This window comes from Microbacterium sp. GbtcB4 (assembly GCF_019091465.1).
In the GTDB taxonomy this organism is placed as follows: domain Bacteria; phylum Actinomycetota; class Actinomycetes; order Actinomycetales; family Microbacteriaceae; genus Microbacterium; species Microbacterium paraoxydans.
In genome coordinates, this window is record NZ_JAGXJJ010000159.1 from 1 (window position 1) to 268 (window position 268).

Annotated in this window: 1 pseudogene; it reads right to left on the reverse strand. The window is 61.6% G+C overall.

Annotation, left to right across the window (positions count from 1 at the left end):
• Positions 1–230: pseudogene (locus tag KVS71_RS17575) on the reverse strand (peptidase S1); the annotation flags it as partial.
• Positions 231–268 lie beyond the last annotated feature (38 nt).

Sequence of the window (268 nt, forward strand, 5' to 3'; positions counted from 1 at the left end):
GGATCGTCGTCGACGATCATCGCGGTCCTGATCGATCCGTAGGATTCTCCGCCGACAAAACGGGGGGATTGCCAGCGACCATGCCGGGTCAGCCAGGCGCGAATGAACTTCGCGATGGACGAGGCATCGGTCGTGATCTTGAAAAAGGCCTCGTCCTTCGTGCTTCCGACGGCGTGGCTGAACCCCGTCCCGACGGGATCGATAAACACCAGATCGGTGACGTCGAGCAAGGCGTCTGGATTGTCGACGAGTGGGCTGCCTGGGCTGG